At 40.5% G+C, this 26459-nt stretch carries 19 protein-coding genes; 12 read left to right on the top strand and 7 right to left on the bottom strand.

Annotated elements, in window-relative coordinates:
- The first annotated feature begins 122 nt into the window (after window positions 1-122).
- The 6 genes from FTV43_RS02610 to FTV43_RS02585 all read left to right on the top strand — a co-directional run bounded on the left by FTV43_RS02610 (window position 123) and on the right by FTV43_RS02585 (window position 8121).
- Entirely contained in the window at window positions 123-716 is a 594-nt protein-coding gene (locus tag FTV43_RS02610) for a LysE family translocator (RefSeq protein WP_179994800.1), read from the top strand.
- 134 nt (window positions 717-850) lie between these two features.
- On the top strand, window positions 851-1420 hold the full coding sequence (gene dcd / locus FTV43_RS02605; RefSeq protein WP_004975507.1) for a dCTP deaminase: 570 nt from the start codon (window positions 851-853) through the stop codon (window positions 1418-1420).
- 242 nt (window positions 1421-1662) lie between these two features.
- On the top strand, window positions 1663-3672 hold the full coding sequence (locus tag FTV43_RS02600; protein WP_179994799.1) for a hypothetical protein: 2010 nt from the start codon (window positions 1663-1665) through the stop codon (window positions 3670-3672).
- Window positions 3673-3685: 13 nt separating this feature from the next.
- Window positions 3686-4402 (top strand): hypothetical protein, encoded by a 717-nt coding sequence (locus FTV43_RS02595; protein ID WP_004975509.1) that lies wholly within the window; start codon window positions 3686-3688, stop codon window positions 4400-4402.
- A gap of 33 nt (window positions 4403-4435) precedes the next feature.
- Window positions 4436-6682 carry a DUF6160 family protein gene (locus FTV43_RS02590; RefSeq protein ID WP_179994798.1) on the top strand — a complete coding sequence of 749 codons (2247 nt, stop codon included), beginning with the start codon at window positions 4436-4438 and terminating at the stop codon, window positions 6680-6682.
- A 14-nt stretch (window positions 6683-6696) separates the two neighbouring features.
- Window positions 6697-8121, top strand: a complete 1425-nt coding sequence (locus FTV43_RS02585; RefSeq protein WP_179994797.1) for a hypothetical protein — start codon at window positions 6697-6699, stop codon at window positions 8119-8121.
- Window positions 8122-8179: 58 nt separating this feature from the next.
- On the opposite strand, the gene FTV43_RS02580 is transcribed toward FTV43_RS02585, so the two are convergent.
- The 4 genes from FTV43_RS02580 to FTV43_RS02565 all read right to left on the bottom strand — a co-directional run bounded on the left by FTV43_RS02580 (window position 8180) and on the right by FTV43_RS02565 (window position 15014).
- Window positions 8180-9895 (bottom strand): proline--tRNA ligase, encoded by a 1716-nt coding sequence (locus FTV43_RS02580; RefSeq protein ID WP_179994796.1) that lies wholly within the window; start codon window positions 9893-9895, stop codon window positions 8180-8182.
- 123 nt (window positions 9896-10018) lie between these two features.
- Window positions 10019-13123 carry an efflux RND transporter permease subunit gene (locus FTV43_RS02575; protein ID WP_179994795.1) on the bottom strand — a complete coding sequence of 1035 codons (3105 nt, stop codon included), beginning with the start codon at window positions 13121-13123 and terminating at the stop codon, window positions 10019-10021.
- 63 nt (window positions 13124-13186) lie between these two features.
- Window positions 13187-14320, bottom strand: a complete 1134-nt coding sequence (locus tag FTV43_RS02570) for an efflux RND transporter periplasmic adaptor subunit (protein ID WP_004975519.1) — start codon at window positions 14318-14320, stop codon at window positions 13187-13189.
- Between the two features lie 49 nt (window positions 14321-14369).
- Window positions 14370-15014 (bottom strand): hypothetical protein, encoded by a 645-nt coding sequence (locus tag FTV43_RS02565; RefSeq protein ID WP_131261508.1) that lies wholly within the window; start codon window positions 15012-15014, stop codon window positions 14370-14372.
- Window positions 15015-15290: 276 nt separating this feature from the next.
- Between FTV43_RS02565 and pilG the strand changes: the two genes are divergently transcribed.
- The 6 genes from pilG to FTV43_RS02535 all read left to right on the top strand — a co-directional run bounded on the left by pilG (window position 15291) and on the right by FTV43_RS02535 (window position 23928).
- The gene (gene pilG, locus FTV43_RS02560) at window positions 15291-15674 is read left to right on the top strand and encodes a twitching motility response regulator PilG (RefSeq protein WP_004975524.1); all 384 of its coding nucleotides are present in this window, start codon (window positions 15291-15293) and stop codon (window positions 15672-15674) included.
- Between the two features lie 32 nt (window positions 15675-15706).
- The gene (locus FTV43_RS02555) at window positions 15707-16075 is read left to right on the top strand and encodes a PleD family two-component system response regulator (RefSeq protein WP_004975526.1); all 369 of its coding nucleotides are present in this window, start codon (window positions 15707-15709) and stop codon (window positions 16073-16075) included.
- Window positions 16076-16078: 3 nt separating this feature from the next.
- Entirely contained in the window at window positions 16079-16615 is a 537-nt protein-coding gene (locus tag FTV43_RS02550) for a chemotaxis protein CheW (RefSeq protein ID WP_004975527.1), read from the top strand.
- 46 nt (window positions 16616-16661) lie between these two features.
- Window positions 16662-18737 carry a methyl-accepting chemotaxis protein gene (locus FTV43_RS02545; RefSeq protein ID WP_179994794.1) on the top strand — a complete coding sequence of 692 codons (2076 nt, stop codon included), beginning with the start codon at window positions 16662-16664 and terminating at the stop codon, window positions 18735-18737.
- A 169-nt stretch (window positions 18738-18906) separates the two neighbouring features.
- Window positions 18907-23466, top strand: a complete 4560-nt coding sequence (locus FTV43_RS02540) for an Hpt domain-containing protein (RefSeq protein ID WP_179994793.1) — start codon at window positions 18907-18909, stop codon at window positions 23464-23466.
- Between the two features lie 3 nt (window positions 23467-23469).
- A complete protein-coding gene (locus FTV43_RS02535; protein ID WP_179994792.1) occupies window positions 23470-23928 on the top strand; it encodes a hypothetical protein in 459 nt (152 codons plus the stop codon).
- An 81-nt stretch (window positions 23929-24009) separates the two neighbouring features.
- Here FTV43_RS02535 and dapE read toward each other — a convergent pair whose 3' ends face one another.
- From dapE to FTV43_RS02520, 3 genes are all read right to left on the bottom strand, one after another.
- Complete coding sequence (dapE, locus tag FTV43_RS02530) at window positions 24010-25143, bottom strand: succinyl-diaminopimelate desuccinylase (RefSeq protein ID WP_179988577.1); 1134 nt, start codon at window positions 25141-25143, stop codon at window positions 24010-24012.
- 141 nt (window positions 25144-25284) lie between these two features.
- Window positions 25285-25431, bottom strand: coding sequence for an entericidin A/B family lipoprotein (locus FTV43_RS02525; RefSeq protein ID WP_004968261.1), 147 nt, complete (start codon window positions 25429-25431; stop codon window positions 25285-25287).
- Window positions 25432-25551: 120 nt separating this feature from the next.
- A complete protein-coding gene (locus FTV43_RS02520; protein ID WP_179994791.1) occupies window positions 25552-26436 on the bottom strand; it encodes a DUF1853 family protein in 885 nt (294 codons plus the stop codon).
- Window positions 26437-26459: the final 23 nt, after the last annotated feature.

Raw genomic sequence — 26459 nt, 5'->3', positions numbered from 1 at the left:
GTGATTGAATAAAATAATAAATTTAAAATGTTAAACTGATCAAGAATTTGTCTTACAAAATACTTTTTGCCAATTGCAATGAACTATTTTAATCTGCGCTCATTCAGTAGTGAGGTCAATGCATGATTTCATGGTTTTTTATCGGTTTGGTGATCACAATTTTATTGACACCAGGGCCAACCAATACCTTGCTTGCATCATCAGGTATTCAGGTTGGTATCCGCAAATCTTTCCGATTAATTCCAGCAGAAGCATTGGGTTATTTGATTTCTATTACACTTTGGGGCGCCTTAATTGGTACGGTGTCTACTCATCTCCCGTTGTTGCCCACCATTCTAAAATTATTCAGTGCAAGCTATATTATTTTCTTGGCGATTAAATTATGGCGCACGGCTAAAGTCGAGCAAAGCTTTAATCAACCTACGATCCGTGCGAGTGAGCTATTTTTAGCGACTTTACTGAATCCTAAAGCATTGTTGTTCGCCTCTGCAATTTTCCCAACGATTGCATGGGTAAAAGCAGACTATTATGTGGCATACATGCTGGCATTTTTATGTTTAATCGTGCCGATTGCCTTTTTCTGGACATTTATTGGTTCCGTGCTTGCTAAAAATAAAATTAGCTGGCTCAATCAGTGCAATCTACAAAAAACAGCTTCTATTGTGTTGCTGAGCTTTTCAATTCCTTTAAGTTATTCGGCTTTGTTGAGTCTATAAAGCCAAAGTTGTGTCCACCACAAATAATCATTGCACTTAAAAAAGCGATGTGAGGGAAACGGCTGGTTTTCATTAACTTAGATTTCAGTTAAAGTACAGCACAGTTAAACATTCATATTTTGGATAGAAAATAAATGGCAATTAAGTCTGATCGTTGGATTCGCGAAATGAGCGAAAAACACGGCATGATTGAACCGTATGCAGAAAACCAAGTTCGCTTTGACGAAAATGGCGAAAAACTCATTTCTTATGGTGTTTCTAGCTATGGTTATGACGTACGTTGTGCACGTGAATTTAAAGTCTTTACCAATGTTCACTCAGCAATTGTCGATCCAAAAAACTTTGATGAAAAAAGTTTTATCGATATTGAATCAGATGTGTGCATCATTCCGCCAAACTCGTTTGCATTGGCGCGTACCGTTGAATATTTCCGTATTCCGCGCAATGTATTGACAGTGTGTTTAGGTAAATCGACCTATGCACGTTGCGGTATTATTGTGAATGTGACGCCACTTGAACCAGAGTGGGAAGGTCATGTAACTTTAGAGTTTTCCAATACCACGAACTTACCTGCACGTATTTATGCAGGCGAAGGTGTGGCACAAATGTTGTTCTTTGAATCAGATGAAGTTTGTGAAACCTCGTACAAAGACCGTGGTGGTAAATATCAAGGGCAGACAGGCGTGACCTTGCCTAAAGCATAAGTGATTAACCCATCACAATTTTTCTGTTGAACAAGCGAGCCAATGTGCTCGCTTTTTTTCATTCATCGGAAAGCTGTGCTGTTTAGCCAGTTTGTTTTGCATTTGCATAAATATTCAGCATAATTAAATATGAGAATGGTTTGGCATAATCACGTTTTTAAGGATAAAAACACTCAAATAAATAGCCAAGCTATAGATAAATAAAAGAAAGATGCGGAGCATCAGATAAAAGGAAGGTCGAGATGACTGAACACGCAATTACTTTCCCTTTTCGTAAGCGTTGCTTAGCCACTGCTATAGGCTTATTTTTGACGAACCCGAGTTATGCTTTACAAGCACTCTCCGATGACTCTTTGTCAAATACCACAGGCGAAGGGGTTGCTTTAGTCCTTGATGATTTCAAAATGGTGTTTCAGCAACCGAATGATCTATCAACAGGGTCGAGCTATACACGTGGGCTAGAAAACCCAAGTCAATATGATACGGGCTTTATTCGTATTATCCCGACGGGGGAGAATTATCAGAATATTTCAGAACATACCTATAAGAAAGTTTATAATCAGGTTTATGATGCTGAATATTTGGCAGGTGTTTCAACTACATCAACATTATACCAAAGTACCTATACAACGACTTTCAATAACTATAAAACACAAAATTATAGCTCTACAAAAACTGCAGTGAGCAGTGAAATCTCAGTTGGTGTGCGTCAAAGTCTAGTGGCAGAATACTTTGAATCTGACCGAATGAAACAATATTATCAACAGCGCTATAATGAATATTATAATGAAGGAAGGATTAATGCGACGAAGGATGGAACGACTATTCCTAGTGCTGCAAATCCAACTTTGTGGAATAAAGATGCATCTACCAAATATGCATTACAGAATACATATGAAATGATTGAAATTTTATATGGCAATAGAAGTATTGATACCGTACCTTCAACACAGTGGACGCAAGGGGTTACAAGATTTAATCATATTGATCCTAAGGTTGCTCAAACTGTAGAAACAGTAACTCAGGAGCGACTAAACCTTGAGGGTGATAAAGTTGCAAAAGCAGCAGCTACAAATGCAATCAAAGAATTAGAATTATTAGCAGTAGATAACGCAACTCAAGCAGCAAAAACAGCAGCAGCACAAACTTCAGTGGGTTCACTCAGAACCAAAGCAGATGTCTTTATTTATGGTCTGGCATTATCTAAAAGTGATAACTCTTTAAGCAGTCGTTATAGCAATCAGGGTTTTAACTGGGGTTCTGCAGACAATCCATGGTTATTCCGTGCTGGTACAGAAAAAGTAAAACAATTTAAAAATGTAGAAAAAGATGTCGGTTATTTGGCACTTGAGGCACCGCTCGCAACTACAACGCCAACTGAAAGTGATAATAATATTAAATTGGGCTTTTGGACTGATATTTTTTCGCGTCAGTTGAATTCAAGCGCAGAGGTTGATCCGAGCACTGGAGCACCAAAATCGGGTTTAGATAAAGAGCACCGTTTACGTACTCAGTTTGTTGCCAATGGTTTAAGTTTAAATGGTTCACAGACCCGAGTATTTCAGACTTTAGACTCGGATAACCCAAATCATCATCAAACCTTGGGTATGGCAAGTGTATTGCGTTTAAATACCAATGATAATCCTGCGAATTTAGGTTTCACAGATTCAAACTTAGATAGTAAAGGAATTCGCATTAGTACAGCAGCAAAATCAGATACTTTAGATGGAACTGCAGTCACACCAGCAATAGATGGTTCATTAGCACCAGTTTTTCATGATATAGAAGGTTTGTATTTATACAGTCCAAATATCAATTTAGTTTTAGGGAATATGTATCAGCCTTTTGTGGTTGGTTCTGAGGGCAATAATATTGTGCTGGAAGTAACACGTATTCCGAATGTTCCTGAAATTTACAATAAAATTTATCAAAATTATGAAGATGGAAAGGGTGGATATTTAGGTTCTACAGCATTTACAGGTTCTACCTGTAATGTGGTGAGCTGTGGCACACCGCTAAAAGCCAATGCCAATGACAGTGCTGCGATGTATCAAGGACGTAATGCGACGCATAGTAGTATTGCAATTGGTACTGTAGAACGCTTGCCAAATAATATGTTGCGTGCCAAAGATCATGATAATGCCACAGGTGTTGTATTTAAAGGTGTGGATGGTACTGCTAAGAATCTAGGTTCAGTTGCAATAGATGGTGTGCTGATTCAGCACCTTAAATTTAAAACAACAGGTCTATAAAAGGAGAATCATCATGTTGAAAAAACTGTCTTGTATTGCATTGATGTGTAGTCCTTTGACCCATGCCAATTTAATTGCACTGGAAAATCATGAATTAACGCAGGCTACTGGTCAAGGTGGAGCAGACCTCAGTTGGACGTTATCGTTAAACCATGAATATGCCGAAAATTTAGAACTCAGCAATATTTCTAAATTTAATGGTGGGACTAAACCTACAGAAGTTTATTATCGCTATAGTAAAAATTGTGCTGACAATAATGTGCTTTGTCGTTTAGCCATTGCACCCAATAACCATGAAGATAATAACGGCAATAAAAAATGGCTGGTATTTAAACAAATTCAGGGCACCATACAAATAGATAAATTTTCTTTAGATGGCACGACTATTATTAATCATAAAAATGACCCACAAACGGCAATGCAGCTTAAGTTTTATGATGATAAGCCATTAAAAATAAGAAATTTGGGTTTTGCAACCATGGCGATCGAAACAGGTACAGGTCAGGGAGCAAATGAAGGTTATGCAAATTCAGAGGTATATACCAAATTTCAAGGAAGAAATTATCAACAAGATGGTAGTTATAACTTAGTTCAGCAAGATGTACCTTTGTTTGATCAGGGCGCTGAAAAAGGATTTATGGGCTTAAATATTCACGGCAATATGCACATGTCTGGCAATGTGAAAATATTTAGCTACAACTGTACAGGTTCGGCAGCAAGTCGTTGTTGAATATAGGATTAAGTACAGTATAGGGAAATAACAATGAAAAAAATAATGCAGTTGAATTTATTAACATTGAGCGTACTTTGTGCGCAACAAGTGTATGCTTTAGAGCTGATTGCAGACCAGCATTTGTCTGATGTAAGTGGGCAAGATGGTATTGTAATCACCCATGAAATGTCTAAAGCCACGATTAATCAAGTCAATTGGTATGATCCTGATTTAGTGGCTGGAACTCAACAGGGTTTAGGCTTACATAATGTAGAAATTAAAGGACAGAATAACCAGCCTATTATCAGTAAGCTTGCTTTAGATGTGGGGAAAACTGATGTTGGCGCAGGTGTGCGTATCGATGCGAGTATTGATGCTTTTCAATCGACTGCAGATTTAAACTTGGTCAAAAAAAACTGTGTCGGAAATAGTTGTACTAAAGAAACACAAAGCTTGGGTCAGTTCGGCTTAGAAACTAAATCACCTTTAAAAGTTTTATTAGAAACCAAAGCAGGTTTATTCAATCAAAATGAAACGGCACATTTAAACTTCCAGTTACAGAATGCCATAATTAGTCATGGTTTAGGTAAGCATCAATTATCTATGCATGATTTTAACTTTAATTTTGCGACTGACGGCTATATGTACATTGATGCCGATGAGGGATTGGTCTTTACCACTAAAAATGGCACCACCGACCATTTTGTGAATCTTGGACGAGTGAAAGACTTAAGTGATGTTGCTAGTAGCCGACAAAATGCAACCAATCCTGGGGTCAATATTGACTTGCGTTATGATGATAAAAATTTAATTCGCTTTGGTGCATCAGGTGCGGTAAGCAATGCGAAATTGTTTTTTAATGGGCATCAAAAAAATGTTGCCAATTTTGACGTTTCGAATAAGGTCAATGGTGTAATTGAAACAAAAAATACCGCAGTTACAGGCTACGATACTGTGGTGGGGCAAGGTGGTTTGCATTTGGGCTTATCTGCTGATTTTACCAATCAAAATACGGCAGGCTTGGCTGCAGGGCAATTACCAACAACCTTAGAAATTGGGCACACAGGAAAAGGCAGTTATGCGGTTGAGTTTTCGAATTTAAGATTGCTAACCACACGTGATGCACAAGGTAATTTACACAATAAAAATGCCTCTATCGATTTTGGCGATATTTATATTAATACCGTTCAAGCGAAAAACCTCAATTTTTTAGTCAATGAAAATATTAAAAATACTATTGGTGCAACCAGTCCTATTTTAAACCAGTTGCTATCGAGTAAGCTTGAAGGTGACCAGTTTTCACTGATCGCTGTTCGTGGCATGGACTTTCAGTCTATTGCAGCCAAAGCTAGAATTATTTCTGACAACTCTTTAAATGAATTGACAGGAGATGGTGGTTCTTGGGGTATTGGGATTCCAATTTATAATTTAAATGCCAATGTGGCCTTGTCGGGTAAACAATATCTGTCACCTTATGATGGAACGAACAAAACCGGAATTGGTTATAACGCTATTGTTTCTACCGAAGGTTATGGCATTGATTCAAAAACTGGGTTACCAAGTACCACTTCTATTATCTTAATTGATGGGCAAAAAAGCCTGCATGCTGGTGAAGCTGTCAACTATTATGCTGGTTTAAGAAATATTGATGCATTAATTCAGTCCGATGGTGTGATTGGTTATGAAGATGAAGGGATTTATATTCGTGCAGATCATTTATTGGTTGCAGCAAAAGCTGAGTTAGCGATTGGACAACTACCGGGTTCAAAATACAACTGCGTCACAGGATCAACTAAATGCGGTGGCTTTATACCTTATGATAATTTCTCTAAGAAAGATGATGTGTTGACCACAATCGCTTTTAAATTAGATGGAAATGGTGAGTTGTTGGTGATTCCTGGAATGGATCCAACCGATACTAATCCGAACTCAAACTTTTTGTCTTTTGATGCGAACTTTAAGTTTAGAAGTCTAGATAGCACAGAACAGGCAGATCCCAAGAATTTAGGTAGTTATTTTAGTTTGATTAATGAAGATCAAGTGAATAATGAAACTGTTCAAACTTCTTCAATAAACTTGAATCGAATGGAAGGTCATATAGGTGTTAAAGGAAAAGTAGTCGTCAGTGCAGATACGGTCACTTTAGACAATCAAGTTAAATTTAATTATAAAAATGATATTGCTCAACCCTTTAAAACAAACTTTGCAATGTCTACCAATGGCAATATGCAGAAAATCGCATCTGTCGCGCTTACAGGTGGAACCATGCGCAGCACATTCGGCATTACGCCACGCTAAAGGATAGAAATAAAATGAAAAAAACAATTTTAGTTGCATCTATTTTAAGTACAGCTTTTTCATTCAATTCTGCTCAAGCGATGCAGGCTTTAAATGATGATCAGTTATCTCATGTACAAGGTCAGGCACTTTTGAACCTGATGACTGCGACAGATCAATCACAAGGGCTCAACTTTTATAAGCTGAGTGTTGATGCACTCATGGAGCTCAATGCCAACATTAAAACGCTACAATTGGGTTGTGGTGGTGTAAATAATGCGATTGGTAGTAAAGCGGGATGTGATATTGATATTTCCAATATTGCATTAAGTGGCTTGAATGAATCTTATGATTCAACAGGTAGTCCAAAGTTTAATGGTGAACGTGCGGGTACTAGTGCGCAAATTACCAATCCATTTATTGAGTTTGCGATTAGTGGAAATAGTGCGTCAACACGTGAAGTGGTTGGTTTTCGCTTAGGTGCTGAAGAAATTTTAGGTCTACTGACTTTGGGTACAGATAACGTACAAAACCCAAATGACGGGATTAAAAGTTTTAGTGGTTATATGAAAATGGCACAAACTCAAGGTCATTCATTTACTGAGCAAGCGACATTTGGTATGACCGATGATGAAATTATTTCTGGTCGTTTAAAGGCTTTGGGGCAAACAAGACAGTTTGATAGTAAGCCATTTACAAATGGTGTTAGAACAGAAGGGCATACAGGGATTACAGTTCCTTCTATGAAAGTAGATTTTACTATGCCAGAAACGGTGGTTACGGGTCAACGTATGACTGCTGCCAAAGTGAGTGGTATTCGCTCTTCTATTCCTTCTATTCCTTTAGCTGTTGCAGAGCCGGGTAAGAGTTTACCGGGTAGTGTTCAAGGAACTCCTGATTTCTCTCAAGACCAGCTTTATGTAGAATTCCCTGCTTTATTATTTGGTTCTCTTGGGACACACTCATTCTTTAAAATGTCAGCAGGCTCGAGTTTGGATGAACTTAATATGGATATTACTTTTGTCCAAGCCCTAAATATGATTCACAATATTCCACTCAATGGCACAGGAGGGTATTTATCTCTGCAAAGTAAACCTGTGCATTGGCAAGGAGCCGATCAGGGTGATGTTGCTCAACAAGGGTGGTGGATGTCTTTTAAAGAACCTATACAACTGGGATATTTAGCAACAACAGATAAGGTTGATATTTCTGCGGTATTACCACAAGTAGCTACAGCGATTAGTGACTATTTGCTCAATAAATCCGAACCAATTGATGTTGGTGCTTTTGAGGCTTTAGGTTCTTTGGCTGGCGTAGCTGTTGAAAAAAAATTGAATATTAATGTAGGTCAATTTACGAATTATGCAACAGGAAATCCAGCTACGATTACATTAAAGGATAAGCTTTTAAATAACCAAAACGTTACCCCTAACTGTTATGGTGGTATGAAATTCTGTTAATTCCAAATGAAAAAAATCCCGCAACTTGTGCGGGATTTTTTATACTCAGTGTTCAATCTTATTTGGCAATTTTGATGAGTAATTCTTCTTTCGTTAGGTTGCTAGATTCAGCATCACGACGACCTTTATATTCAAAAGTACCTGCATCTAAACCTTTCTCACCAATCACAATACGGTGCGGAATACCTGTAAGCTCAAGGTCAGAGAATTTCACCCCAGGACGTTCATTACGATCATCCAGTAATACATCATAACCCGCAGCTTGAAGTTCAGCATAAAGTGCTTCTGCTGCTTCTAATGTGCGAGGTGATTTATGTGCGTTCATTGGTACAATCGCAATTTCAAATGGTGCGATGGCTGCAGGCCAAATAATCCCTTTATCATCAAAATTTTGTTCAATGGCAGAGGCAACGACACGTGTGACTCCAATCCCATAGCATCCCATGGTAACAGTAAACGGTTTGCCATCTTCACCTAATACTTTGCAGCCCAGCGCTTCAGAGTATTTAGTACCAAGCTGGAAGATATGACCGACTTCAATACCGCGTTTAATTTGTAGAGTTCCTTGACCATCTGGAGATGGATCGCCCTCAACGACGTTTCGTAAATCGTAAACTTCAGTATATTGTGCATCCCGTACCCAGTTCACACCTGTTGCGTGTTGATCAACTTGGTTTGCACCTGCAACGAAGTCAGACAGTACTGATGCAGCACGGTCTACAATCACAGTTATGCCTTTTTCAACCAAACCTTGTGGACCAACAAAGCCAGCAGTTAAACCTAACGCTGCAATTTGTGCATCGGTTGCAAAAGTAAGTGGTGCTGCAATCTGTGGATGCTTTTCTGCTTTAATTTCGTTGAGTTCATGGTCACCGCGCAGGAATAATGCAATCACAGGCACTTGACCTGTTTCATCTGCAATACCTTGAACCAAGAGCGCTTTGACTGATTGGTTACTATTTGTACCTAAAAATGCAGAAACTTCCGCAATGGTTTTTTGGTTTGGTGTATCCACAATGTTGAGTTCTTGGGTTGCAGCAGCACGTTCACCCACCAAAATAGCTTCAGCCATTTCAATATTGGCTGCATAATCAGATTCGGTAGAGAAGGCGATATCATCTTCACCGCTTGAAGCCAGAACGTGGAATTCATGTGAACCTGAACCACCAATAGAACCTGTATCTGCCTGTACTGGGCGGAAGTCTAAACCTAAGCGCGAGAAAATACGGCAGTAGGTGTCGTACATCACATCATAGGTTTCTTGTAAAGAAGCTTGATCGGTATGGAAAGAATAAGCATCTTTCATAATAAATTCGCGTGAACGCATTACCCCAAAACGTGGGCGAATTTCGTCACGGAATTTAGTTTGAATTTGATAGAAGTTGATTGGCAATTGCTTATAGCTTTTTAATTCATTACGTGCCAAATCGGTAATGACTTCTTCATGTGTTGGGCCAAGTACAAAAGGATTGTCGTGACGGTCATTAAAGCGTAGTAATTCAGGACCGTATTGCACATAACGACCTGATTCTTCCCAAAGTGAAGCAGGCTGAGTGACAGGCATAAAGGTTTCTAAAGCACCTGCGCGGTTCATTTCTTCACGAACAATGGCTTCAACTTTATTTAGCACACGTACACCCATTGGCAGCCAAGTATATAAACCTGAAGCCAATTTACGAATCATACCCGCACGTAACATCAGCTGGTGAGAAATCACCTCGGCATCGTTTGGGGTTTCTCTTAACGTAGCAAATAAAAAGCGACTCGCGCGCATGGAAACTGTCCTAAAAAGTGAAGCGTTAAATGGAGTTTTTTCAAAGCCAGATTATACAATAAAAATCGGGCTAAACTTGCGTTAAAATTTAGCCAGAACGATTGTGTGACTTTGCGTGAGATTTTAAGAAATCAGTTTACGCGTTTGGCGTAACATAAAATTCTTAAAATCATCTAAGTAAGTGAAAATGACAGGTACGACCACCAAGGTGAGTAGGGTGGATGTAATTACACCGCCAATGACTGCGTGTGCCATAGGCGCACTTTGTTCGCCGCCTTCACCCAAGCCAAGTGCGAGTGGCACCATCCCCATCACCATTGCACTGGTGGTCATTAAAATAGGGCGTAAACGGGTTTTCCCTGCAGCTATAATTGCATCATAACGTGAATCGCCCTGATCCATAGCTTTTTTAATAAAATCAATTAGTAAAATCGCATTTTTGGTGACCAATCCCATCAGCATAATAATACCGATAATAGAAAACAGGTTCATGGTCGAGTTAAAAATAAACAGTGCCAAGAATACTCCAATCAACGATAAAGGTAGGGAAGCCATAATTGCTGCGGGGTGAATGAAACTGTTGAATTGCGAACCTAAAACAATATAAATAAACACAATAGACAGGGTAATTGCAGTCAGTGCATAACCTGCAGATTCAGCCATGTCAGCATTGGCGCCTTGAGTGTCGAAGCTATAACCTGCGGGTAATTTAAAGTTATCCTGAATTTTTTGAATGTCGGCACCAATGTCACCTGCAGGACGTCCAGCAGTGTTAGCTTCGACCAAAACTTCACGGGCCAAATCACGGCGGTTGATTTGCGCTGCACCTAAACTTTCTTCAAACTTCGCCACACTTGCTAGAGGCACTAAAATATTTTGTCCATTGGCATCGGTTTTTTGTGAAGTTAAATACATATTTTGCACATCGCTCGGCAAGCTACGATGGTTTTCTGTAAGGCGAACATTGACATCGTAGGTTTCGCCACGTTCATCTTGCCAAGTGGTGACATCATCCCCCGCAATCAGTGGGCGGATAATATTGGCAATTTGATTTACCGATAGCCCTAAATCGCTGGCAAGGATACGGTTAATATGAACACCTAATGTAGGTTTAGGAGCTTTTAGCGAGCTTTCTAAATCGACAATACCATTCACCTGAGCAATTTCAGTCATAAAGCGGTCAGAGATTTTTTGTAATTCTGCTAAATCAGGGCCTTTAATAGACACCATCACAGGTTTTTGCCCACCAGAAACCGTTTCATCGGCAGATGCGACAGAGGTAATGGTGATGCCTGCAATACTTTGTAGACGCTGGCGAAATTCGTTATTGAGTTCGGTCAGCGTTTGTTGACGTTCATTACGCGGGCTGACAGTTACACGCAAGTTAACATGATTTTTCCCGCGATCTGTCACGCTGTTAATGGCTCCGTAAGTCGCACGTACTTCAGGGTGTTGACGGATGATTTGATCTACTTGTTTTAATTTTGCTTGTGAATATTCAAGCGAGGCATCCACAGGTGTTTCAAATTTAATCCGAATTTCACCTTTGTCGGGTACAGGTACAAACTCTGTGCCAATCAGTTTGGATAATCCGAGTGCTGCAAATAATGAACCCACGGCAATCAATAAGGTGATAACGCGAAATCGTAGTGCTAATTTTAAAAGTTTTTCATAATGATGACTTAAATTGTCGAGTTTGTTGGAAATCCAGTTTAAGAAGCGTTTTACTCGTCCAGGTTTTTTATTCGGATTTGGTTTTTCTGCCCAGTGTGCAGAAAGCATTGGATCCAGCGTAAAACTGACAAACATGGAAATCAGCACGGCAGTACTGACGGTGACACCAAATTGATAAAAAAAGCGTCCGATAATGCCGCCCATAAATGCCACAGGTAAAAATACCGCCACAATGGTTAAGGTGGTTGCTAAAACTGCTAAGCCAATTTCTTTAGTACCATCTAAAGCAGCCGTGACATGGTCTTTACCCATATCGGCATGACGCACGATATTTTCACGTACCACAATTGCATCATCAATCAATAAGCCAATACTGAGCGAGAGCGCCAGTAAGGTCATCATGTTGATGGTAAAGCCAAATGCCCAAATAAAGGTGAGTGTGCCGAGTAGGGCGATTGGCAGGGTCAATCCTGTAATGGCGGTAGAACGGAATGAACCAAGAAACAACAGTACAATCAGGACTGCCAGAATCGCACCCTCAATAATGGTGCGCGCTACATCACGGATACTGCCACGAATCCCTTTAGAAGAATCCACCACGACTTTTGCAGTCATGCCAGCAGGCAGTTGGGTTTGAATACGTTCTAAGGTTTTATAAGTGTTATCTACCACTTCAATGACATTAGAGTCTGAACTACGCAAGATATCGACAGCAACCGCAGTTTGCCCATTTAAAAATGCACTGGTTTCCAGCTCTGCCTGACTGTCTTGAATTGTGGCAACTTGTTTTAAAAAGATGGGCGCACCATTTTTATTGGCAATAATTAAATCGCCAAAAGCCAGAGGATGAATGACTTTGGATTGGATTTCGACCACCAATTCACTATTGGCTTGTTTGAGTGTGCCGCCAGGTACTTCAATATTTTCAGCTTTGAGCGTGTTGATGACCTGATCTACACCTAAGCCAAAACTCATTAACTTTTGTGGATCTACCTCAATCCGAATTTGTCGCTGTGCATCACCCAATAAATTAACAGTTCCGACACCAGACACAGTGCGTAGTTGCGGTACAACTTGTTGATCTAAATAGGAACTTAAATCGCGTAAGGACATTTGTGAGGATTCAAAAACTATCGACATCACTGCATTGGCAGTTGGATCGTAGCGCTCCACCACTGGGTCTTGAATTTCATCTCGAAACCCTGCACTGACAGACGAAATTTTATCGCGTACATCTTGTGCCGCCACTGCCGAAGGAACATCTAAATTAAACTCGGCAATAATAGTAGATAGCCCTTCACTGGATTGTGAAACCAGTTGTTTGAGTCCAGAAATGGTGTTGATCTGATCTTCCATTTTCTTGGTGATTTCAGATTCAACTGTTTCAGGTGATGCACCCGGATAACTGGTATAAACCACTACAAACGGAAAATCGACGTCAGGAAATTCTTCCACGCCCATACGTTGCCATGAAGCCAAGCCAAGCACCATTAGACAAAACATCATCATGATGGTAAAAACGGGATACTTGACGCTAACTCGGGTAAACCACATAACAACGATCCTGATTTTTTATTTATTGGACATCTGCACTACTGCATTGAGATGAAATTCAATTTATTGAGGGTTATTTTGAATGATCACCTGCTGCTGAATTTGATCGGGGTTGAACACCACTCGACTGACTAGATCACTGCTCTGTAAGCCTTGAATGACGGCAGTATTGTCACTATAGCGCTGTTCTAAAACTGTGATATCTACACGGGCAATTTTTTGATCTCGAATCACCCAAACATAAGGTTTGTTTTGGATATCGTGAATGGTATTGAGTGGGATGATTTGCCCTGAAATTGTCGTGTTCGCTAAAATATAACCATCCACAAATGCCCCAATACTTAAAGAGGGAAGACGCTCAAGCGGGGTCGCAAAAAATTCAATTTGACGACTGGCTAAATCCGCAACAGGAGAAACACGGCTAATTTGTGCATTAAATGTGTTTGCTTGTCCTTGGAGTTGATATTCAATTTTTTGACCAATTTTGAGTGCGGCTTGTAAGTCGCTTGGTAATTTCGCTTGAATTTCTAATTGGTTCGGATCGACGACTTCAAATAAGGTTTGTCCTGCAGCCACAGTTTGCCCAGGCTCAACTTGACGTTGGGTAATGACACCATGAATTGGACTGGTAATCGTGCCATCTTGATCGGCTTTTAGTGCAATATCGACATTGGCTTGTTGGGCGCGTACATTTTCCATTTGCGCACGATAATCTAACTGACTTTGCTCATATTCCACTTGTGAAATAAAACCCTGATCGAGCAAACGTTTTTTTCGTTGCATCATGTTGCGGGCTTGGTTGGCTTGCGCTTGCGTTGCAGCTAAATTGGCGCGAGCTTGTGCTAAACGCGCAGCATTATCCTGATTATTTAAGCGTAGCAAGGTTTGACCACGTTGTACGCTATCGCCCACTTTGACATAGACTGAAGTTGCTGTGGCAGTCACCTGTGCTTGAATACTACTTTGATTGACTGCACGCACTGTGCCTGTAAAGGCAGTTTTACTGATTGCGCTGCCTTGTTGTGGTGTCACTAAATCTTGCTGAATGAGTTCAATTTTTTCTGATACTGTTGTTTTATTTTCAGTTTCTGTTTTTTGGCAGGCACTCAGCAAAATACATAAACCGATTGCACCAATACGAAAAATGGGTAAATGCTGCCGATTAAACCTAACTGCGATACGCTGTGCAATGTGCATGCATATTTGTCCTTATTGATTGCCAAAATGACAAGGTAATTCAAATCAACTATTCAAGTGCTTTTAAGCGAGTAATAATTCTGTCGTATTCTGCTTGTGTATTTCGATAGCTTGTTTGTAAAGATTGAATCATATCTTTTTTAAGCTCGATGTTTTTTAAGTTATTGTCCAAATTGGTTTTTAGTTGTGCAGGCACAGGTTTGACTTTGCGTAAATATTCCATTTCTTGACGTTTAAAAGTAATACGGTCGTTTTGCAACTGTTTGAGTTGTTCTTGTTGGAAAATAATTTGCTTTTTAATATGCGCTAAAGCGTTATTACGTTTGGTGATTGCAGTTTGACTATTGGTATAGGCGTTTTTCAAACGCTGATCAGATTCCATTTGATACGCTTGAGCAGCACGTTGTGGGGCTTTTTTAATATCCGTTTCGGTGTTGTATGGACGTGCGCGCTGAATTACTTGCATGTTACGGTCTAATGCTTCATAACCATGACGAATATGATTAGGTGTCACATTACTACTAATATTTGCAACGCCATGTTGATCATAATAGCGATACCACACCGCTTTGTTCTGGCTGTCAGCCATGAGTGGGGCAGAGGGCAATAGCAGTAACGCAAGCATGCCCAATTTGAGTGACTGCTTATTTTGTTTTAATTTTACAGCGAGTGATTTTGCAAAAAAAGTGCTCACGTTGTCCCCCACAATAAAGTTGACTAAATTACTTAAATTACACGTAATAATAGTGTTATATTAGATCAAAATTAGGAATTAAAAAAATACAACCGATAAAAAAATATCAATGGTCACACGAAAGTGTGAGCGGTTTGGTGATAATGGTGTAAAAGTGTAGCTTTACACTAAATATGTTCATTGAAACTACAAGTAAAGATATGTTAAAAATACGATCAATGTGTAAAATTTTTCTACTCAGTTGCTTGTACAAACAAAAATGGGAAGGGTCATTGAATGGACGATAAATTCCAAAATCTAAAAGTCATGGTGATTGATGATTCAAAAACCATTCGCCGTACAGCTGAAACACTTCTACAGCGTGAAGGTTGTGAAGTGGTTACCGCAGTTGATGGATTTGAAGCTTTATCCAAAATTGCCGAATCAAATCCAGATATCGTATTCGTAGATATTATGATGCCACGCCTAGATGGTTACCAAACGTGTGCCTTAATTAAAAACTCGCAAAACTACCAAAACATTCCTGTCATTATGCTATCAAGTAAAGATGGTTTATTTGACCAAGCCAAAGGACGTGTAGTAGGTTCTGATGAGTATCTGACTAAACCATTTAGTAAAGATGAATTATTAAACGCCATTCGTAACCACGTGACAGCATAATTATTAGTTAGTTAGATTTATTGGGGAAAATAATGGCTCGTATTCTTATTGTAGATGATTCACCTACAGAAACATTCCGCTTCAGAGAAATCTTGACCAAGCATGGTTTTGAAGTCATTGAAGCAGCGAATGGTGCAGATGGCGTGACCATGGCGCAAGCTGAATTACCAGATTTAGTATTAATGGATGTGGTTATGCCAGGTGTGAATGGCTTTCAGGCAACACGTCAAATTTCGCGTGGTGACACCACCAAACACATTCCAATTGTAATTGTGAGTACCAAAGATCAGGCAACTGATCGTGTTTGGGGAAAACGCCAAGGTGCAAGCGATTACTTAACTAAGCCTGTTGACGAAAAACAATTAATTGATGTGATTAATCAACACCTTAATGCAGGATAAGCTATGGCTGCAAATGGTTTTATTGAATTGCTTCGGTTATCTAAACGTGGAAACAAAAACTACGTTAGTACCGAAAATGAGGTAAACCGCTGGTCAGGCATTGCTTTTGAGATGATGGGGCAATATTTCGTTGCTCCATTAGGAGAAGTTTCTGAGGTTATTTATCCACCGAAATATACGCCAGTGCCAAATACCCAACCTTGGGTAGTAGGTTTAGCGAATATTCGCGGAAGATTACTTTCAGTTTCAGATTTGGCACATTATGTTTCTGGGCAAAGCAGCCAATATTCACCTACTCAAAAAGTAATGTGTATTAGTCATAATGACCATTATGTCGGTTTAGTTGTAGATCAAGTTTTGGGTATACAGCACTTTAATAAGAAAAGTTTCTTTTCTAAACACAATGATTTAGATAGTAATTTACAAGAATATTGTCAGGGGTATTTTCACCAACATAACCAACAATGGCATGTTTTCTTATTTAGTCGTTTATTGCAAAACCCAAAATACATGAACGCATCTATAAAATTTATAAATTAACTGTCGCGCACCTAAAAAATGAAGGCGTCAATCGGGGAGAAGCTGCATGGGCTTTAAACTTAAAAAGAAAAATTCAGGCGAAGAAACCGTCCGTAAAGCAAGTGGTCCAGGTTTTTTTGCAAAATTACAGGCGCGAACAGAAGAGTTTGCGAGTGTATTTGGCGAAACAGAAAAATCTAAGCCACTTATTTTAGGCGCAGCTTTTTGTATCATCTTATCGCTTTTCCTGTTGTTATACCTTTTTTATAGCGTGCCGCGTAATAACGATTTTACCCGTAGTTTGGGTGATTTACGTCTGTTGTCACAAACCATTTCACGTCAAGCAACTGAAGCGACTGCATCAGGTACGCCTGAATCTATTAAAAACTTAACAGATTCACAAAAAGCCTTTGCTGCAAACTTAGAAACAGTGAAAGATATTCACCCAAATACGGATACCTTGCGTGAAGTAGAAACACAGTGGAAATCGGTTTCTGAAAATATTGATTTGATTGCTTCACAACAAAAAATCATTAACCAACTCTATGACACCAACATTGCAATTGCTGAAACCATTCCGGGTATTCAGGCTGAATATAACTTGATGGTTGACCAAATGGCACGTCAAGACATGCCAAGTAGCCAGGTGGTTATTGCAAAGAACCAAGTATTCATTGCAGAACGTATTTTACGTTCAATCAGTTCTGTATTAACAGGTACAGACAGTTCACGTGAATCTGCAGATGACTTTAGTGCCGATACCGAAACGTTTGGTGCTTACTTGGCAGCACAGTTAAATGGTAGTGTGGAACTTGGTGTACAACGTATTACTCAAGAAGATTTACGTAGTTCATTAGAAGGTATTCAAGCAGAATATGAAGATGTATTGAAATCTGCTGCTGCAACAGTTTTAAATAACTCAACACAAATTGTAAAAGTACGTCAGGCATCATCTTCTATTTTTGATCAGTCAGATAAGCTTTTAACCAATTTAAATAAATTGTCTAGCGGTTCAGGTTGGTCTATTGCAATTCCTGCAATTGGCTTAATTGCAGCATTACTTGCGTTCTTATTCTGTGTATTCAAACTCTTGAACTTACGTGGTGAAGCCGATAAAACTCGCGTGGTTCGTCTACAAGATGAATATGACCGTAACCAGAACGCGATTTTACGTTTACTTGATGAGATTGCCGACCTTGCGGATGGTGACTTACGTTCATACGCAACAGTATCGGAAGACTTCACGGGTGCCATTGCCGACTCGATTAACTTCGCAATTGACCAATTACGTGACCTTGTATCGCGTATTCACGAAACATCGCACGAAGTTGCACAATATACGGCAACCACACAGAACATTACCAACCAGCTTGCTGAAGCATCTGAGCATCAGGCGCAAGAAATTGCAGGTGCATCTGCCGCAATTAACGAAATGGCAATGTCAATTGACCAAGTATCTGCCAACGCTGAAGAATCAGCAGCGGTAGCAGAACGTTCAGTACATATTGCATCGAATGGTGCAGACGTTGTAAACCGTTCAATTGAAGGTATGGATATCATTCGTGAGCAGATTCAAGAAACCTCTAAGCGTATTAAGCGTTTGGGTGAATCTTCACAAGAGATTGGTAACATCGTTGCCTTGATTAACGATATTGCCGACCAAACTAACATTTTGGCATTAAACGCAGCAATTCAGGCATCTATGGCGGGTGAAGCAGGTCGTGGTTTCGCAGTCGTAGCCGACGAGGTACAGCGTCTAGCGGAACGTTCAGCATCTGCAACTAAACAGATTGAAACACTGGTTAAAACCATTCAGACTGATACCAACGAAGCCGTAATTTCGATGGAACAAACCACATCGGAAGTTGTACGTGGTGCGAACTTATCTAAGGATGCGGGTGTTGCACTGGATGAAATTCAAACGGTATCAACCAACCTTGCGAAATTGATTTCTAACATTTCGGACGCTGCAAAACTTCAGTCTGCTTCTGCAGGTCACATTGCAACCACGATGAACGTTGTACAGGAAATTACCTCGCAAACGACCAGTGCAACTTTCGATACTGCACGTTCGGTATCTGAGTTGGCCAACATGGCAGAATCATTACGTGAATCTGTAACTGACTTTAAACTACCTGAATAAGCGGGATTCCAGCTTGGGGAAAGGTGTACCTATACACAGTTATGGGTACACCATCATTCAGAGATAAAGCATCGCAAAGATGAACTTAACTTTTGGGTTAGGGGCATTCAGGATGGTTACAATTAAGTTGAAGTGCCTTTTGGTGCTGAAAACGTAAGAAGCCTTAGCTATGAAAGAAATATTAAAAAATTTAGTCGAAACAATGACGCTTCCTGAAGATAGTTATCTTGAGCAAGATGCGGAAATTCTTGAAATTTTTGTCGAAGAAATTGAAGAAATCTTCGAAGAATTAAATCCATTATTTACTACTTGGTTTGCTAACCCAACAGATCAAGAAACTTTAGTGACTATTCGTCGTCACTTTCACACTTTAAAAGGCTCGGGTCGCATGGTGGGTGCGAAGTCTGCGGGCGAATTGGCATGGACGGTTGAAGATACTTTAAACCGTGTGCTTTCGGGTGCGGTAACACTCAATACTGATATTCAAAAATACGCAAAAACTGTTTTAAATATTTATCAATACAAGCTTTATCCAATTTTTAAGCAAGTCGGTTTAATTGATCTTGATTTACGCCCATTGGTGCTTTTAGGACAACAATTACAGCAAAACCAAAGTCCTGAACCTGCACTGGAAGAGTTGCTAGTTCTAGCGGATCAACTGACTGCAACTGATATACTGATAGGGCTAGAATTGGCGGATGCTGCAGTTGAAACAGCAGTAGTCACAGCAGTTGAATCATCTGAAGACGTAATAACTGCTGAAGAAATGCCGCAGACAGAAGTTGCACAAGAAGAGGCTGCTGATGCAAGCCTATTGGCTGAAACTCTGGCTATTTTTGTGGAAGAAGCTGAAGAGCATTTAGCAACAATTGATCAGTTCTTGGCGCAAGATCAGATTCACTCACAAGACTATAATGGCTTAATTCGTGCTTTACATACACTGCGCGGCAGTTCGTCTATGGCGCAAATTGAGCAGGTATTTGAAGCAAGCTCTAAAGTTGAAAACTTATTCAAAGCCTTTGTGCAAGATGAAATTGAATCGACCTCTAAAGAAACAGCATTGTTAGTTCAATATGCAGAATTTGTACGTGATTATTTGCATATTCTGCGTCAAGGACGTTGTGATGGTTTAGATGTCATTTATGACACCTATAACAAAGCGTGGGATAACTACGGCTTTAGCAGCAGCGACACTGATGAATTAGCCAATCCTCAAGGTTTGGTCTCTAAATTAATTGAACTGAATATTGACCGTTTACTTGATGCTGAGTTTGAATTTGATAAATTGGCACAAGCACAGTATCCAGACTATTTGCAAGAATTGAGTGCGCAGGCACAATTGTTGGTGGATCATACAGATAACCGTGCATCTATTGGTATTCATCAATTTACTCAAGAGCTGAAAGCAGCGTATGACCGTGTTTTAGCTCAACCAGTGTTGCTAAATTCAGAATATGCTTACGAGCTATTTGCGCAGGCACATCAAGAGTTTATCCACTTATTTGACACTTTGGCCGCTGGGCAGCGTGTCACAGTAACTGAAGATATTCAGAAAACGCTGAATGACTTAACTGCATTTGTACAGCAAGATATTGAAGATTTAGCGCTTGAAACATCTGAAAGCACGATTGCAGCAACTGATCAAGTCACTGAAACTGCTCCTGCTGAAGTAGAAAGTGTAGAGACTACGTCAGAGCTTGCAGCTACTGAAAGTTCTGGTGCGGTAAACTTGGCGCAATTGTCACAGCGTATTGCTGCTGACCGTCAAAATATCCACGCAGCAGATGCCAATAAAGACTTTGATCCAGATTTACAGGACATCTTCCTTGAAGAAGCCGAAGAACTTTTGGTGGGGATGGATGAAGATGTAAACACGTGGTCTAAAGACGCCAGCGATACATCAGCATTAAACAACCTGATGCGTTATTTGCACACTTTAAAAGGTGGTGCGAATATGATTGCTGCAACGCATATTGGTTTGATTGCGCATAACCTCGAATCAATTTATGAGCGCATTATCAACAACCAAATTGTTGTTTCACCTGCGTTGATTCAAATTATTCGCTTAGTACAAGACGACATTGCAGACCGTATTCAAACCATTCGTGAAGAAGGTGTGGACTATGCAGCGCCAGAATCTATTGCGATTTTGGCTGACATTGTTAGCTTGTCACAAGGTAAGTCGGTTGAAACGACTACCGCTGTTCAACCTTCAATGCAACAAGAGCAGACAGCACAAGTTGAAACAGACGCCGAAGCTGAAGCTGAGATGCAGCCTGCAGAAGAAGTATTGGCAGATGATGTTTCAGTTGAACTTGAAGATGCCCCTGCAGCCGTATTTGAGCCAATCACTGAAACTGTAGCACCTGAAACCACGGTTGAGTCTGAAGACGAACAACTGCTTTCTATAGTAGAAGAAACCTTCCGTGAAGAAGCTGAAGAAATTTTAGATTCTGCGGATCAGCGCTTGAAACATTGGTTTGAGCAACGTAGTGACCGTAGTATTTTGCTACAGTTACAACGTGCTGCACACAGCTTAAAAGGTGGCGCACGTATGGCTGAAATTGAGCCAGTTGCTCAAATCGCCTACCAGCTTGAAAGTACCTTTGAACAGTTTGCTGTACATCAGTTTAACTCGAATGTTTACGATGCACTTTTACAAACCACGTTGGCTTGGTTGCGTGATGCTATCTTTAAAGCCGATTACAGCAATTATGATAGTCTGAAATCGAGCTTGTCGGCGATGCAGTTTGTAGATGTATCTGCGCAATTGCCCGAGCGTTTAACGCATACCGACTTGTTATCGCCAAGCCGTAGTTATGAGTTTGTTCAGGGTGATGGTACAGAGCCACCTGCAATGTCGGGTGAGTGGGGCGAAACCACACAGCTGGATAATAGCAATGAGATGATTCGTATCTCTGCCGATTTAGTCGAGAAGATGATTGACTTGTCAGGCGAGAACTCGATTAACCGTTCACGTATTGAAATGGAGCTTGGGCAACTAGGCGGTACGTTGAATGAGATGGAATTGGCGATTAAACGTCTTGCCGATCAGTTACGCCGAATGGAAGGCGAGCTGGAATCGCAAATTATTGCCAAGCATGGTTCTGAAAACTCACGTTATGCAGACTTTGACCCATTAGAGATGGACCAATATTCATCGTTGAATCAGTTGTCTAAATCTCTGGCGGAATCTGCATCGGACTTGGTGGACTTTAAGAGCACCTTGGCTGAAAAAATTCGTGATGCCGAAGGTTTGTTATTACAACAATCACGTATTCAGGCTGAAATTCAAGAAAGCTTGATGCGTACACGCCTTGTACCATTCTCACGTTTATTGCCACGTTTACAACGTATTGTGCGTCAGACTTCATCGACCTTAAACCGTCCGACAGAATTGGTGGTTTATAACACTGAAGGTGAATTAGACCGTACCATTCTAGAGCGTTTGGTGACACCGTTTGAACACATGCTGCGCAACGCGGTTGACCATGGTATTGAAGACCCTGCACAACGTGCTGCAGCCAATAAACCTGAAGTTGGTAAAATTGAACTGAACATTACTCGCCAAGGCACAGATGTTATGGTGACTTTTGTGGATGATGGTAAGGGTATTGATGATGCTAAGATTAAAGAAAAAGCATTGAGCTTAGGTTTAATCAAAGCCGATCAGAATTTAGATAAAAATGAAATTCTGCAATACATTTTCCACCCAGGCTTTACAACAGCACAATCGGTTACACAAATTTCAGGTCGTGGCGTTGGTTTAGACGTGGTGCAAAGTGAGATTAAGGCGCTCGGCGGTCACGTTTCTGTAGATTCAACATTAGGTCAAGGCACAACCTTTAGTATTCGTGTACCAACGACGGTTGCGGTATCCGATGCCTTAATGGTTAAAGTTGGTGATCAACAATTTGCTGTACCGTTGGCGCAAATTGACCGTATTGTACGTATTGCACCAACCACTTTGGAATCTTACTTCAACAGCAATGAAGATTTCTTCCAAATTGACAACCAGAACTACAAGTTACGTTACTTATCTGAGTTCGTTGGCAATCAGCCATTACCGCGTTTAAGCCATGTGGGTCATTCACTACCTGTTCTGTTAATTAAAGGCAGCACAGGTCAAACCATTGCTTTACTAGTCGATCAGTTGATTGGTTCGCGTGGTCAAATTGTTGTGAAACCAATTGGACAACAGTTCTCAAGCATTGGTGCAATTGCAGGCGCAACTATTTTGGGTGATGGTCAAGTTTGTTTGATTTTGGATGGTCAGAACATTGCCCGTCAAATTCTTGCAACGCAACGTACTAAACAAGCCAGCGATCAACGTGATAGCCAACGTCGTGATACACGCCGCTTAATTATGATTGTGGATGACTCAGTCACCGTACGTAAAGTAACTTCACGTATGCTTGAGCGTCAAGGTTATGACATCGTGACTGCCAAAGATGGTGTCGATGCCATGGAGCAGCTTGAAAACGTCAAACCTGACTTGATGTTACTGGATATTGAAATGCCACGTATGGATGGTTTTGAGGTGACTAACCTTGTACGCCACCACGACATGCATAGCAATCTGCCGATCATCATGATTACGTCACGTACAGGTGAAAAACACCGCGAACGAGCGTTTAGCTTAGGTGTGACGCATTACATGGGTAAACCGTTCCAAGAGGCAGAATTGCTTGCCAATATTGAACAATTATTAGCAGTTAGTCAGGGGTAAACGATGAGTCAGACGAATAGTCCAAATTTACTCGGGCAAATCAGTCAGCAAGAGCTGCAACATTTAATTACCGTATCTACCGGTTTTATTGATGCTTATATTGTTGAATGTCATGGTAAACCCCCGATGCTGATACCTCAAAATATTGTGTTGTCAGCGCTGGATAACGCCACTCAAGTTAAAACTGTGGAATGGCACGAATCGCAATTGCCTGTTTATGCGGTCAATGACCCAGAGAAAAAAATGGGCGTGGCACTGGTGATTGAAGGCGATGAAATGGAGCAGCGTTTTGCTTTGATGTGCAATGAAATGCCTAAAACCCTGCGCTTGCGTATTTCTGAAGTGGTAGATGATGACCAACAAACCACGACTGATCCTGCGGTATTCCAATATGTCCGTATGGGTGAGCAGGTCTTTCATGTACCGAATTTGCAATACATTCAAGAAAATTTGACGATCTAAACGCAATTTTCTCCGTTGTAAAATAGAAAAGGAACTCAAATAGAGTTCCTTTTCTGCTTCATGCAACTAATCTTATTGGATTTAAGTTAGTAATCCTTCCAAAATCTGTTCATAAATTTCTGCCAATGGCTCTAAATCAGCCACATCAACATGCTCGTTAATTTGGTGAATGGTGGCATTGAGTACGCCTAACTCCAACACTTGTGCACCTGTCGGCGCAATAAAGCGACCATCAGATGTACCGCCACTGGTCGATAATTCTGTTTCAACACCTGTGACATTGCGAATGGCTTGACGTGCAGCATTAACCAATTCGCCCACAGGGGTTAAAAATGGCAAACCTGAAAGCGTCCACTCGATTTCATAATCCACTTGATGGCGATCTAAAATTTCCAAGACACGTGCTTTTAGCTCATCTGCAGTCACTTCAGTCGAATAACGGAAGTTAAAGGTCACCGTCATGTTACCTGGGACAACATTGGTCGCACCTGTTCCTGCTTGAATATTTGAAATTTGAAATGAGGTGGCAGGGAAGTATTCATTGCCATGATCCCACACCGTTTCACACAGTTCCGAAATCGCTTTAGACGCGGTATGAATCGGGTTAATTGCCAAGTGTGGATAAGCCACATGACCTTGTTTACCCTTTACCGTTAAGACACCATTAAGCGAACCGCGACGCCCATTTTTAATAATATCGCCTAATTTATGGGTACTTGAAGGTTCACCCACCAAACACCAAGTCATTTTTTCATGACGTGCTTCCAACGTTTCTACAACTTTTACGGTGCCGTTAATGGATGGGCCTTCTTCATCTGAGGTGATTAAAAAGGCAATTGAGCCTTTGTGGTCAGGATGTTTGGCGACAAAGCGTTCAGAGGCAACCACCATGGCTGCCAATGCGGTTTTCATGTCGGCACTGCCACGACCATAAAGTTTGCCATCACGAATTTCAGGTACGAATGGATCGGTATTCCATGCGTCTAAATTGCCTGTCGGTACAACATCTGTATGACCTGCAAAGCAAAAGACTGGTGCTTCCGTACCTTTACGCGCCCAGAGGTTATCTACATCGTCAAAACGCATAGATTCAATCTTAAATCCAATTTTTTCTAAGCGTTCTGCCATGAGGTTTTGACAGTTGTGATCGACAGGAGTGACAGACGGTTGGCGTAAAAGCTGAAGGCTTAAATCCAGAGTAGCAGAAGAGGTCATGAGAGTTTCAGACGTTTATCAAGAGTAAGTGCTAATAATAGGGGAATAATGCAACAAAAGTGAAATTTTAGCGTGAAAAAACCTTGTCCGAGAACAAGGTTTTTTGTGGTTTTTGTGAAGATATTCGTGAAATACTCAGAATTATTTGCGAATTTCTTGTTGGGTTTTTTCAGCAGTGTTACTCACCGCATGACCTGCAGAAGATACGTCTTCGCCCACGCCTTTAATTGTATTACAACCCGTTAAAACAAAGGTTAATAGCAGTGAAGTCACTAGAATTTTTTTCATGATCATCTCCAATATGCTCTAGATAGATTATTTTGATGTGTTTTTTAGCTTAGGAAATAAACAGAATAATAAATAGGCAACTTTTATAGTGCTTACGTAATAAAATGTTGAAACAGTTATTCAGCGTGTTAAAGGGGGATAGCTAATCAGCGGTGCAGCGCGATACATATAAAATTGTGAATGTGCCTCTTGATAATACAAACCATCGCCCCACCATTGATTCGGTAGGCTACTGGCTTGAGCATTTTGACAAATCCATTCATGACGTTGTAGGCGATAAAACCGTTCTGCTTGGGCAGGAATATCACTCCCCCAAAGACCTAAACGACGAGCGCGATTAACCCAGTGTGGCGTAAGTGTTGTAGATGATTGTGCCAAGTGATGTATGGCGAAATACAATTGTCCTTTGAGTACAGCAAAACGGCGTTGAATCGGCACATCCAAGGCTTGCTTAAATTGAAATTGCTTTTGACTAAAATGATTCAGTTTACGCGCCAAAGTATCGGAGCGGTTTAAACCATACCAGTGTGCCAAAGAGCAATCCGCTTCGGCTAAATAGTATTTTAATGCGACTTCCCAATGTTCAACCTGCTGTGTGTCATGGTTGTGCAGTAAAAAATCCAGTTCACCCACAGTTTTAGCGCCATCAATAATTTGAATACTGTGTCCCAATAATTCGAAGGGATGATAATCACGATCACGCAGCCAAAACCACATCAGCATTTCAAAGCGTAAGCCTAAACGGGTGCTTTTCAGTTGATTTAAAAAGTCGTACACTGCTTCTGGATGTGAATCTAAATAGGCTAAACGTGATTGATAAGCGTGATAATGGTGCTGCCAAAAAGTATCTGAATGGAATTCAAAAGCATGTTGAATGGGCAATTGCTCAGGCACAGCACATAAAATATTCGGACTTGCCACACTAAAAGCCAACTGACGGATGAGTGGGGTTTTGTAGGTCAGCCATACTTCGGGCAGAAGTTCGGGTTGATACAACTCAATCATTATGAATCCATGCTGAAAAATGC

This window comes from Acinetobacter sp. YH16053, from assembly GCF_013417035.1.
Taxonomy (GTDB): Bacteria; Pseudomonadota; Gammaproteobacteria; order Pseudomonadales; family Moraxellaceae; genus Acinetobacter; species Acinetobacter towneri.
This window is presented reverse-complemented; position numbering and strand designations above follow the sequence as displayed.

Bases quoted from the DNA above. Each gene is read 5' to 3' on its own strand.
- FTV43_RS02525 (WP_004968261.1), bottom strand. From the start codon at position 25,431: ATGAAAAAAATTCTAGTGACTTCACTGCTATTAACCTTTGTTTTAACG.
- FTV43_RS02520 (WP_179994791.1), bottom strand. From the start codon at position 26,436: ATGATTGAGTTGTATCAACCCGAACTTCTGCCCGAAGTATGGCTGACC.
- FTV43_RS02575 (WP_179994795.1), bottom strand. From the start codon at position 13,123: ATGTGGTTTACCCGAGTTAGCGTCAAGTATCCCGTTTTTACCATCATG.
- FTV43_RS02600 (WP_179994799.1), top strand. From the start codon at position 1,663: ATGACTGAACACGCAATTACTTTCCCTTTTCGTAAGCGTTGCTTAGCC.
- dapE (WP_179988577.1), bottom strand. From the start codon at position 25,143: ATGACCTCTTCTGCTACTCTGGATTTAAGCCTTCAGCTTTTACGCCAA.
- FTV43_RS02590 (WP_179994798.1), top strand. From the start codon at position 4,436: ATGAAAAAAATAATGCAGTTGAATTTATTAACATTGAGCGTACTTTGT.
- FTV43_RS02545 (WP_179994794.1), top strand. From the start codon at position 16,662: ATGGGCTTTAAACTTAAAAAGAAAAATTCAGGCGAAGAAACCGTCCGT.
- pilG (WP_004975524.1), top strand. From the start codon at position 15,291: ATGGACGATAAATTCCAAAATCTAAAAGTCATGGTGATTGATGATTCA.
- FTV43_RS02610 (WP_179994800.1), top strand. From the start codon at position 123: ATGATTTCATGGTTTTTTATCGGTTTGGTGATCACAATTTTATTGACA.
- FTV43_RS02550 (WP_004975527.1), top strand. From the start codon at position 16,079: ATGGCTGCAAATGGTTTTATTGAATTGCTTCGGTTATCTAAACGTGGA.
- dcd (WP_004975507.1), top strand. From the start codon at position 851: ATGGCAATTAAGTCTGATCGTTGGATTCGCGAAATGAGCGAAAAACAC.
- FTV43_RS02585 (WP_179994797.1), top strand. From the start codon at position 6,697: ATGAAAAAAACAATTTTAGTTGCATCTATTTTAAGTACAGCTTTTTCA.
- FTV43_RS02580 (WP_179994796.1), bottom strand. From the start codon at position 9,895: ATGCGCGCGAGTCGCTTTTTATTTGCTACGTTAAGAGAAACCCCAAAC.
- FTV43_RS02535 (WP_179994792.1), top strand. From the start codon at position 23,470: ATGAGTCAGACGAATAGTCCAAATTTACTCGGGCAAATCAGTCAGCAA.
- FTV43_RS02570 (WP_004975519.1), bottom strand. From the start codon at position 14,320: ATGCACATTGCACAGCGTATCGCAGTTAGGTTTAATCGGCAGCATTTA.
- FTV43_RS02555 (WP_004975526.1), top strand. From the start codon at position 15,707: ATGGCTCGTATTCTTATTGTAGATGATTCACCTACAGAAACATTCCGC.
- FTV43_RS02540 (WP_179994793.1), top strand. From the start codon at position 18,907: ATGAAAGAAATATTAAAAAATTTAGTCGAAACAATGACGCTTCCTGAA.
- FTV43_RS02595 (WP_004975509.1), top strand. From the start codon at position 3,686: ATGTTGAAAAAACTGTCTTGTATTGCATTGATGTGTAGTCCTTTGACC.